10 protein-coding genes are annotated in these 9,609 nt (G+C 51.0%); 5 read left to right on the top strand and 5 right to left on the bottom strand.

What is annotated here, in order from left to right; translation table 11 throughout:
- A partial coding sequence (locus OGY37_RS09605; protein ID WP_042031543.1) for an IS1 family transposase occupies positions 1-113 on the bottom strand: 113 nt, incomplete at its 3' end.
- A 151-nt stretch (positions 114-264) separates the two neighbouring features.
- Positions 265-1,752: a group II intron reverse transcriptase/maturase gene (ltrA, locus tag OGY37_RS09600; RefSeq protein WP_162720562.1), complete on the bottom strand. Its 1,488-nt coding sequence runs from the start codon at positions 1,750-1,752 to the stop codon at positions 265-267.
- A 405-nt stretch (positions 1,753-2,157) separates the two neighbouring features.
- Here ltrA and umuD point away from each other — a divergent pair, with 405 nt between their 5' ends.
- Together umuD and OGY37_RS09590 are read left to right on the top strand one after the other, a co-directional pair.
- Positions 2,158-2,589 (top strand): translesion error-prone DNA polymerase V autoproteolytic subunit, encoded by a 432-nt coding sequence (gene umuD, locus OGY37_RS09595; RefSeq protein ID WP_000776034.1) that lies wholly within the window; start codon positions 2,158-2,160, stop codon positions 2,587-2,589.
- Entirely contained in the window at positions 2,589-3,860 is a 1,272-nt protein-coding gene (locus OGY37_RS09590) for a Y-family DNA polymerase (protein ID WP_004118291.1), read from the top strand. Before umuD ends, OGY37_RS09590 begins: the two co-directional genes overlap by 1 nt.
- 81 nt (positions 3,861-3,941) lie before the next feature.
- On the opposite strand, the gene OGY37_RS09585 is transcribed toward OGY37_RS09590, so the two are convergent.
- On the bottom strand, positions 3,942-4,916 hold the full coding sequence (locus OGY37_RS09585) for a ParB family protein (protein ID WP_236936178.1): 975 nt from the start codon (positions 4,914-4,916) through the stop codon (positions 3,942-3,944).
- A complete protein-coding gene (locus OGY37_RS09580; protein WP_000368714.1) occupies positions 4,916-6,121 on the bottom strand; it encodes an AAA family ATPase in 1,206 nt (401 codons plus the stop codon). Before OGY37_RS09580 ends, OGY37_RS09585 begins: the two co-directional genes overlap by 1 nt.
- 414 nt (positions 6,122-6,535) lie before the next feature.
- Here OGY37_RS09580 and OGY37_RS09575 point away from each other — a divergent pair, with 414 nt between their 5' ends.
- A complete protein-coding gene (locus OGY37_RS09575; RefSeq protein WP_000339857.1) occupies positions 6,536-6,805 on the top strand; it encodes a hypothetical protein in 270 nt (89 codons plus the stop codon).
- Between the two features lie 356 nt (positions 6,806-7,161).
- Here OGY37_RS09575 and OGY37_RS09570 read toward each other — a convergent pair whose 3' ends face one another.
- The gene (locus OGY37_RS09570; RefSeq protein WP_004118283.1) at positions 7,162-8,028 is read right to left on the bottom strand and encodes a replication initiation protein; all 867 of its coding nucleotides are present in this window, start codon (positions 8,026-8,028) and stop codon (positions 7,162-7,164) included.
- A gap of 534 nt (positions 8,029-8,562) precedes the next feature.
- Here OGY37_RS09570 and OGY37_RS09565 point away from each other — a divergent pair.
- Both OGY37_RS09565 and OGY37_RS09560 read left to right on the top strand, forming a co-directional pair.
- Positions 8,563-8,667 (top strand): hypothetical protein, encoded by a 105-nt coding sequence (locus OGY37_RS09565; RefSeq protein WP_032409716.1) that lies wholly within the window; start codon positions 8,563-8,565, stop codon positions 8,665-8,667.
- Positions 8,668-8,896: 229 nt separating this feature from the next.
- A protein-coding gene (locus OGY37_RS09560; RefSeq protein ID WP_286619986.1) for an IS1 family transposase occupies positions 8,897-9,594 on the top strand; the annotation gives its coding sequence in 2 pieces (ribosomal slippage) (positions 8,897-9,146 and positions 9,146-9,594; 699 coding nt in all).
- Positions 9,595-9,609 lie beyond the last annotated feature (15 nt).

Here is a 9,609-nt window from a genome sequence, read left to right as displayed (position 1 = left end):
GTTTTACGGCAGTGAGAGCAGAGATAGCGCTGATGTCCGGCAGTACTTTTACCGTTACGCACCACGCCTTCAGTAGCTGAGCAGGAGGGACAACTGATGGAGATGGAAGCCACGGGAGCACCTCAAAAACACCATCGTACACTAAATCAGTAAGTTGGCACTATTACCCGGCAGGCGATCTGGATTATCGTCACGCTGTTAAATATGTCGCGGTAGGGATACCCGTTACCGGATACCCCCCGCACAGATCCCGGCGTGCGCGATTTACGCACCGGGCTCCTGCCTCGGGTGTCTGGCGGTGAACCGCTCCACAGGCCATGGATGAAGAACCCGAACCCTTGGTAGCCATGCGGCTGCCAGTTTGTTTGCTTTCGTCCAGGTCGTATCATCCTTCTGGCTCCTGCGCCTGAGCGCCCGGCGCCAGAGGTTTGTTACGTGTGTCCTGAACTTCTGCATGGTGGGGAAGTTGCCCGGTACCGAGTGATAGTTCAGGTATCCCTGAACCACTCTCCTGAGCCATTTTCCCTGTTCGGGGATTGAGTAATGCCAGCGCCTTCGCAGACCGTCTTTGATGGCTTTCAGAGTTGCCGTCATCCGATCCCGGCGGGTCTTTCGTATCAGCATGAACCTGCCGTTGCGATCTTTCCCGCTGATGTGCGTGAACCCGAGGAAGTTGAACGTTTCTGGTTTGCCTTTTCCCCTGATGGCACGGTTTTCGGCAGCGAAGCGGCCGAACTCCATCAGACGGGTTTTCTCCGGGTGAACCGTGAGTCCGAACTTCCTCAGTCTGCGCTGCATGGCTATACGGAAGCGCCGGGCATCGTATCGTTTGTCGAACCCGATGACGATGTCATCGGCGTATCTGACCATTACCACATTGCCTGTGGCATAGCGACGTCGCCACTGATGCGCCCACAGATCGAAGACGTAGTGGAGGTATATGTTTGCCAGCAGCGGTGAGATGACCGCACCCTGTGGGGTGCCTTCCTCCGTTGCTCGCCATTGACCCTCCTCCGACGTCCCGGCTGTGAGCCACTTACGTATGAGCCTGATTACCCTCCGGTCGCCGATCCGATGCTCTGTGAACCTGATCAGCCATTCGTGGCTCACCCTGTCGAAGAACTGACTGATGTCGGCATCCAGTACCCAGTTTACGTTAGTGCGTACCAGCCCTGTGGCCAGTGCGTCCAGTGCATCGTGCTGGTTTCGCCCGGGTCTGAACCCGTATGAGAACCCCATAAAGTCGTTTTCATAGACTGCGTTCAGGATTTTCACCAGCGCATACTGGACGATCTTGTCCTCCAGCGAGGCGATGCCGAGCGGGCGTTGTTTTCCATCCGCTTTTGGGATGTAGTGACGCCTGCCGGGCTGCGCCCTGTAGCTGCCCTGATGTAGCCTCCGGTGCAGATCTGTTATGTTGTTCTTCATGTTTCCGGCGTAGTCCATCCACCTGATGCCATCCACTCCCGCGGCCGCTTTCCTGCTCAGGGAGAGGAATGCGGCTTCCAGTGCTTCGACTGTCAGCAGGTGGAACAATGCTGTAAACCGTTCTTTCTTCCGCTGCTTCGCAGCTTCCCGCACGCGTGACAGCCTCTGTGACATGCTTTCCCGGCTCTGTGTCCGGCGCATGTGTGGCTGTTCCGCGTTCCCCTTGGCCCCGCTCCTTCGCTCCACTGACTCCGCTCCTTTCGGGTTGTTCGCCTGCTTCGCCGCTACTATGAGCGAGTCCGACTTCTCCTCTCCGTACATCACCGGCTATGACTCCTCGTCTTCCCGGTGCGGGCCATCTCCGACACTGGCAGATGGTCAGAGGGGAGATCTCCCGGTTCCCGCGTAGAGATCGTATTGACATGCCAGGGTCTCAGACCCCGCCGGGTCCATGTGGCACTCGCAGTATCGCACCCTATGATGTTGCCTTCCGTTAACAGTACAACGTCGGCACCCGGTAATTTAATATACATTTCGTGGCTCAATGGCTGGCCTGTCAACACCCCTGTCAACGCTTCGCCCCATACCTCGCGGTATGCAACGCATGACTCGGGGACCTTGTGGATTGCTGGTCCTTCAATGGTCGGGGACTTTCACCCCTTGATCTCTACCGGTCTCCCGGCGAACACTGTATGTATAACCAGTAAAATTAGAGTGTCAGGAGGAAAGATGAAACTACAACTTTTCAGCACCGGGAAAGAACTCCCGCCACAGGCCCATCCATTGTTTGCCGATCTGGCCAGCTGCGGTTTTCCCAGCCCTGCTGCTGACTATGTCGAGTCCGATCTGGATCTCCATGATTACTGCATACGGCATCCGAGCGCGACGTACTACCTGCGTGCCAGCGGAGACAGCATGGCCGACGGCAGTCTGTACAATGGCGATCTGCTGGTTGTGGACAGTGCTGAAAAGCCGCGGCACGGCGATATCGTTGTCGCCAGCATGCAGGGGGAGTTTACGGTGAAACGGCTTCTGCTGACGCCGCGACTGACGCTGCAGCCCATGAATGCCTCCTGGTCGCCGATTTATCCTGATCCCGACGAGCTGGATATCTTTGGCGTCGTCACGCATATCATCCACCGCCCGAGGGAGATGTACTGATGTTTGCCCTGGCCGATGTGAACAGCTTCTATGCCAGCTGTGAACGTGTTTTCCGCCCGGATTTGAAAGGAAAGCCGATAGTCGTCCTGAGCAACAACGACGGGAATGTAATCGCTCGCAGTGCCGAGGCGAAGCCCTGGATCAAAATGGGAACTCCGTGGTTTCAGATAAAAAACGAAAGATACCCGGAAAAAATATATGCGTTTTCAAGTAATTATGAACTTTACGCCTCGATATCGGCGCGCGTGATGAACTGCCTGGAGGAACTGGCCCCCAGGGTGGAACAGTATTCAATTGATGAGATGTTCCTCGACCTGACCGGCGTGGAGCACTGTATGGGGCTTGAGGACTTCGCCCGGCAGCTGCGTCAGCAGGTGTATGACTGTACCCGCCTGACCATTGGCGTGGGCGCCGGACCAACGAAAACCCTCGCAAAATCAGCCCAGTGGGCCTCAAAAGAGTGGAAACAGTTTCATGGCGTACTCGCTCTGACCAGGGGAAATCCGCAAAGGACGCGGAAACTGCTTTCACTGCAGCCGGTTGAAGAAATCTGGGGGGTGGGTAACCGTATTGCACGCAAGCTAAATGTGCTGGGCATAAAAACCGCGCTCGATCTGGCTCTGACGAACCCGGCCTTCATCCGCAAAAATTTTTCTGTCGTCCTTGAGCGAACGGTACGGGAACTGAACGGGGAAAGCTGCCTTTCGCTTGAGGAAGCCCCTCCGACGAAACAGCAAATTGTCTGCAGCCGCAGTTTTGGCGTGAAGATCACGGAGTACGAGTCACTCCGTCAGGCTATCTGTCAGCACGCAGAGCGGGCCTCTGAAAAACTGCGTAAAGAGCACCAGTATTGCCGGCATATTTCCGTTTTCATCAAAACGTCTCCGTTCGCCATTAAAGAGCCTTACTACGGCAACGTGGCTACGGAAAAACTTCTTACACCCACTCAGGACACCAGGGACATCATTGCAGCCGCTACAACGGCTCTGGAGCGTATCTGGAGGGATGGGCACCGGTATGCCAAAGCCGGAGTTATGCTGAATGACTTCACCGGCTCCGGAGTTTCGCAGCTGCAACTGTTCGACGAACGCCCGCCACGCCCTCACAGTGCTGAGCTGATGAGGGTTCTGGACGGGATCAACAACTCAGGGCTGGGTAAAGTATGGTTTGCGGGGCGGGGTATGGCCCCGGAATGGCAGATGAAACGGGAGATGCTTTCTCCTGCTTATACGACACGATGGTCAGATATTCCTGCAGCGAAACTGGCGTGAAACTATGGCGATTTCACCGTGAAATTCTCAACCTAAACTGCCTAATTACAATAAGTTAGATGTGAAATCGCCATGGCGAAATTATTGACTCAAATTTCTGTCAAGGACTTCGTTGATAGCCTTGTCCAGTTCATCCTGAATCACTTTTGACATACGGCTAAACTCATAAGTCAGCGTGCGCCCTTTCACACGCTTACGCGCGAACTTGTCCTTTTCTTCAAAAGACCAGAGTGGGGAAACCACTGACTTTTCCTTGGGAGATGGATCTATCAATGCCTGAGATGCCTGAGAAATCAGCTTCAGAATACTGGCTTTCTGTTCGTCTTCTGGTCGCTCGCCATCACTCAAAATTGCATCGAGCTGAGCTGATACAGACTGAATGAGTTCTTCAGGCGTTAATCCCTTTTCACCGAGTTTATCATTAACTTCTAAAAGAAGTTTATAATCACTAAACGATAGCTCCGACTGAACCGGGAACAGAGAAATTAAGTCTTGCGGTACGGCCGCCGCCTGCAGCGCCCTGGTAACTTTAGCCTGAGATAATCCCTCCAGTTCAGCAATTTCCTTTTGATTAAATCCGGACTCTTTAAGAGCGATCAATCTCAGACCAATCTCCCGAAGATTATGTTCTTTAGCTGTCTGGATATCTTTAGCCAGTTGGCGAGCTTCATCAGCTGATAAATGTTCTTCGGTAACCATTACATCAAGGCCTGTACGGACAAAAATTGCTGAGGCTCGCCGTCTTGAACCATCCAGTATCTCAATCCTTTCACTTTGCTTAATACCAATACAGGGAAAGAACTGCTGAAACTTAATCGTCTGGATAATGGATTTCAGAGACTCCCTGGTCAGTGCAAGTTGATCTCTTCCATTGTTTTCCTGGTTTACGAAGGTCTTACTTTCAACTTCAGATGCAGGCACCCGAACAAACCTGAACGTTACCTTCCTGCCGGTTTTTAAGGTAAATACCTGACTTCTACCGGTGTCAGCCATTTCGAGCATTGACGCCTGAGTATTTAACTGTCTGCCGATGGTTTTTCTTTTCTCATTCGACATCACATACCTCCGTTAGTACGAATGAACTCGATGCGATCAAAGACTGCCTTCGCAAAGTCTTCCGCTGCTGATTTTGCGCTTTTTAGTGCCTCTGTACTTCCATCATAGGTTGCTGGATTTGCTGAAATAACTGTGTCAAAAGTCTCCCCACAACGTTCGAAACCATCCAGTCTTGGCAGAACCATGTCTAGCATATCGGCACCGAAAACCTCTTTGGCCTGACTATGGCAAATTTTGTGATCAGACTTGTTCAGGATCTTGGACATGAAGCCGACATTACCGATGAGATTGCAGGTGTGCCCATCCATTTCGATGGAATCTATGAGGGCAGGGAGGCTGGCCACAAACTTCAGGGAAGAATGAAAATCAACCGTCGCCGGTGGAAGAGGGGTCAACATCAGGTCTGCCGCCCCAATGCAGTTTTTCAGGAACGCATCAAGGTGAGGACCACTATCAAGGAAAATAAAGTCGTAGTCATGCTGGAGCTTGTCGATAATGTTCTCTTTAAGCACCGCATGAATATTTTTCCCTGGCAGATGTTCTTCACACAATCCCTTCCAGCCTTCAGCAAGGAATGCATCGTCAATGGAAGCGGGGATTACATCAACACCAGGGATAATAGACGGTACTATAAAATCGGAAAGTAATTCTTCACGAGACACGTTCTGGAGCATGGCCTGAGCAGCCGTATTTTCAACCAAGCCCACTGAATTCTCATGGCTCAGGAACATTGTCAGAGATGCCTGCGGATCGAAATCGATGGCCAGAATACGCAGGTCTTCGAACAGAAGCTGAGGATGAGCTCGAAAAGCATGTGATAATGAAGCGGTAGAAACTGTCTTGGAACCACCACCTTTAAGATTACATACAAAAATCGTAAAGGCTTTATCGAAGCGATCCCTGTACTTCGGTACTTTACGATGGTTATACAGATCGATGACATTCTGAATCGTCATCGCGTATTTCATCGTATTACCAGAAGGTTTCTTTTTAAAAATGTAGCCACCGGCTTCCATTTCGGACACAGCATACTCAACACTGCCTTTACTGAGCTTAGGCAGCTTATACAGAGCGGCTTTGCTGTATTCCTGATAGAACTCGGTAAGCTTCAATTCCTCTTTTTGCTGTCGGATACTTTCGCTCAAAGATGTCAGAAGCTTACCTGCACGTGTAGCGACTTTCCGTAACTGCTCAATATTGTCCATTTATCACCTCATGACGTTTTTTGTCATTTTGAACAAAAAGTGTCATGTTGCAAGAAAAAAATCATATTGTTTTGATTTCGCTCTCAACAGAAGGGGGATGAAGCTCGACGGGCGTGCTACTAAATCACACTGCAGCAACACGCAGACGCACTTTTGACCATCAACAGCAACTCATACAAAAGGGCTTTGAGAAAGGTATTCAACTTGCAAGACAGGAGAGTCATTCAGAAGGATTCTGATTTTAGTTACGACCAGTGCAATGCTGAGCCTTATGTATCAGCGCTCGCCGCAGCCATGTAACCGAGCGTAGCGAGCGAACTGGCGAGGAAGCGAAGAGGAACCGTTCCGGCAGATAGCTCTTACGCTCAGCACAAGAAGAGTTTTCCATCCTCTGTGGGAAACAGGTCAACTTTAATGGACGCTCCGGACTATGGGAAACAGGTCAACTTCGCGGACGGCCCGGACTATGGGAAACAGGTCAACTTCACGGGCGGCCGGGAGTGTGGGGAACAGGTCAACTTCGCGGACGGCCCGGATTATGGGAAACAGGTCAACTTCGCGGGCGGCCGGGACTGTGGGAAACAGGTCAACTTTGCAGACGGCCCGGACTGTGGGAAACAGGTCAACTTCGCGGGCGGCCGGGAGTGTGGGGAACAGGTCAACTTCGCGGACGGCCCGGACTAAGGGAAACAGGTCAGCTTCTCGGACGGCCCGGACTATGGGAAACAGGTCAACTTCTCGGACGGTCGGGAGTGTGGGAAACAGGTCAACTCCGCGTACGGCCCGGACTGTGGGAAACAGGTCAACTTTGCAGACGACCGGGACTGTGGGAAACAGGTCAACTTTGCAGACGACCGGGACTGTGGGAAACAGGTCAACTCCGCAGACGGCCCGGACTGTGGGAAACAGGTCAACTACGCAGACAGCCGCGATTGCGGGAAACAGGTCAAGTTAGGCAAGCACTATGGGAAACACAGCAAGTTCAGTATCCCCCCATATGTCAGCAACAAACTAAGGGGGGAGGAAATAAAAATTACAGACTATTGTTTTTTATCAAGAAAATTAAACAGCAAGCGACCATCTTCTTCAGTGGTATATGTTACCTTTAATGGCGTCTTCTCATTAATTTTCTTCAGAGCAGGTTCCAGGAAGGTACGCTTCATTTCAGCAATATTGTTTTTCTGCGAGGCAGGGAGCATAAACCTTTCACATAACCAGTCATGTGTGGTGATCCAGACACCAGTGCTCCGGAACTGACACAGGCTTTCATAAAGCCGGATGACACGAACACTATTAAGCTGGCCACAGTCATAGAGAGAATAGGTAGTGAACTGGGAGGTTAAGCCGACCAGGAATGGCATGACCTTGTAGTTAAATTCAATCTGCCAGGAACCCCGGCCTCGCTTCATTCCTGCTTCAGCCAGCCACGGACGTTTAACTTCTTCAAACTCACCTTCTTTTGGATAAAAGGTAACCGTTGATTCGCCCAGAGCATTTACCCCAGCCTTCACATCACGACTGGCGACAGACGTAGCGACATTGAAGTATTTGACGTAATCGGAAACGCTGATTTTGAAGAGCGGCAATACGTCAGAGTCATCTTCCTGGCTGTCATTAAAATAGGCCTGCATGAGGCATAACCACAGCACACGTTTTGCCTGAAGAGGCAGGTAATATGCAGCTTCGGTCAATTCGTTAGATTGCTTTATACTGGCGCGTTTTTTAAACGTTTTAGTAGCTGGCAAGAGTGCTTGAGTATCCATTTCAATGCCTATGGGTAAATTTTTACCCACCCATAATGACAGTGAAAACAGAAATTGCAAGCTATCGCGATACTTATCCACCGGAAAAATCTGCACTTTATCCACAAGTGGATAATTGAGAACTGAACTTGACCTCTTTCCCATAGCTTGTTGATGCGTATCCCATAGCTTGTTGACACAAAACCCACTGATACGTGATTAATTTCCCATATTATGTTTACCAGTTGCCCATACAGGCCCCCTCTCAGGCCGCACTGTACGCGGCTTTCAGGCTCCCTAAAAGATGTAAAATAAAGAAAAAGAATAAAAAAGTACTTTATAAAAATATGCCCGTGGATAAGTGGATAACCCCGAGGGGAGGTTATTTTTCAGGCATTGAGCGTAAGCAGAATTTATAAGTTTTGTTCCCTGGTGCTTCCTCGCTCACTCGGGGCTTCGCCCTGTCGCTCGACTGCGGCGAGCACTGCTGGCTCGATCATATCCGTGGCCGGAAGATACTACTCCTCCCCCGAGTCGCTCTCCAGAGCCGGCTACAGCGAGACAACCCGCACGAAGATTTCTATCGTCCCTGCAGACATATTCGAATCGTTTTTATTAACCCTGGCTTCCGTCGTGACAGAACACTACGTCCTGTAAAAGGGGGACTAAGGCCCCTGAATCACACACCTGAAATTAATAATGCGGAGTTTTACGATAATGTCATTGCTGGAAACTTTCCTGACCGCTTCTCAGGGGGCAACAATCCTGTTCCTTGCCATGCTGATCTACTGGCAAAAGCGATAAATCCAAGCGGGCTGGCCTTTGGCCAGCTTCGCTGTATAAGGGGAAAAATGCGGCATATCCAGACATTTCACTAGGCAATTTGAATTCAGATATCTATGCTTGGGATCCGGTCAACAGGAGGTAACAAGATGAAACTTGAAACTATACAGATAGATAATACCGTAAGGAGTGGTCGGCAATGCTGCCAACTTGCTGATTTAGTGTATAATGGTGTTTTTGAGGTGCTCCCGTGGCTTCAGTCTCCGTCTGCTGTCCCTCCTGTTCCGCTACTGAAGGCGTGATGCGTAATGGCAAAAGTACTGCCGGGCATCAACGTTATCTCTGCTCTCACTGCCGTAAAACATGGCAGCTCACCTTCACTTATGCCGCTTCTCAGCCCGGTACACACCAGAAAATCATTGATATGGCTATGAACGGCGTCGGTTGCCGTGCCACCGCACGACTAATGGGCGTGGGCCTCAACACCATTTTGCGCCATTTAAAAAACTCAGGCCGCAGTCAGTAACCTCCCGGATACAGCCGGGCAGTGATGTCATTGTCTGTGCGGAGATGGACGAGCAATGGGGCTACGTCGGTGCAAAATTACGTCAGCGCTGGCTGTTTTACGCGTATGACAGGATACGCAGGGCGGTGGTAGCCCACGTTTTCGGTGAACGCACTATGGCCACACTGGAGCGTCTTCTGAGCCTGCTGTCAGTTTTTGACGTGGTGATATGGATGACGGACGGCTGGCCGATGTATGAGTCACGTCTGAAGGGAAAACTGCACGTCATCAGTAAGCGTTACACGCAGCGAATTGAGCGACACAACCTGAATCTGAGACAGCATCTGGCAAGGCTGGGCAGGAAGTCCCTGTCGTTCTCCAAATCGGTGGAGCTGCATGACAAAGTCATCGGGCACTATCTGAACATAAAACACTATCAGTAAATTGGAGTCATTACC

It is taken from the genome of Citrobacter sp. Cpo030, from assembly GCF_030333005.1.
GTDB lineage: Bacteria > Pseudomonadota > Gammaproteobacteria > Enterobacterales > Enterobacteriaceae > Citrobacter > Citrobacter portucalensis.
The sequence above is the reverse complement of the archived record's forward strand: the minus strand, read 5'-3'. Positions and strand labels throughout refer to the sequence as shown.

What these genes read in the sequence shown, in the direction of transcription:
- umuD (WP_000776034.1), top strand. Translation starts at nt 2,158, where the DNA reads ATGAAACTACAACTTTTCAGCACCGGGAAAGAACTCCCGCCACAGGCC.
- OGY37_RS09590 (WP_004118291.1), top strand. Translation starts at nt 2,589, where the DNA reads ATGTTTGCCCTGGCCGATGTGAACAGCTTCTATGCCAGCTGTGAACGT.
- OGY37_RS09585 (WP_236936178.1), bottom strand. Translation starts at nt 4,916, where the DNA reads ATGTCGAATGAGAAAAGAAAAACCATCGGCAGACAGTTAAATACTCAG.
- OGY37_RS09580 (WP_000368714.1), bottom strand. Translation starts at nt 6,121, where the DNA reads ATGGACAATATTGAGCAGTTACGGAAAGTCGCTACACGTGCAGGTAAG.
- OGY37_RS09575 (WP_000339857.1), top strand. Translation starts at nt 6,536, where the DNA reads ATGGACGCTCCGGACTATGGGAAACAGGTCAACTTCGCGGACGGCCCG.
- OGY37_RS09570 (WP_004118283.1), bottom strand. Translation starts at nt 8,028, where the DNA reads ATGGGAAAGAGGTCAAGTTCAGTTCTCAATTATCCACTTGTGGATAAA.
- OGY37_RS09565 (WP_032409716.1), top strand. Translation starts at nt 8,563, where the DNA reads ATGCGGAGTTTTACGATAATGTCATTGCTGGAAACTTTCCTGACCGCT.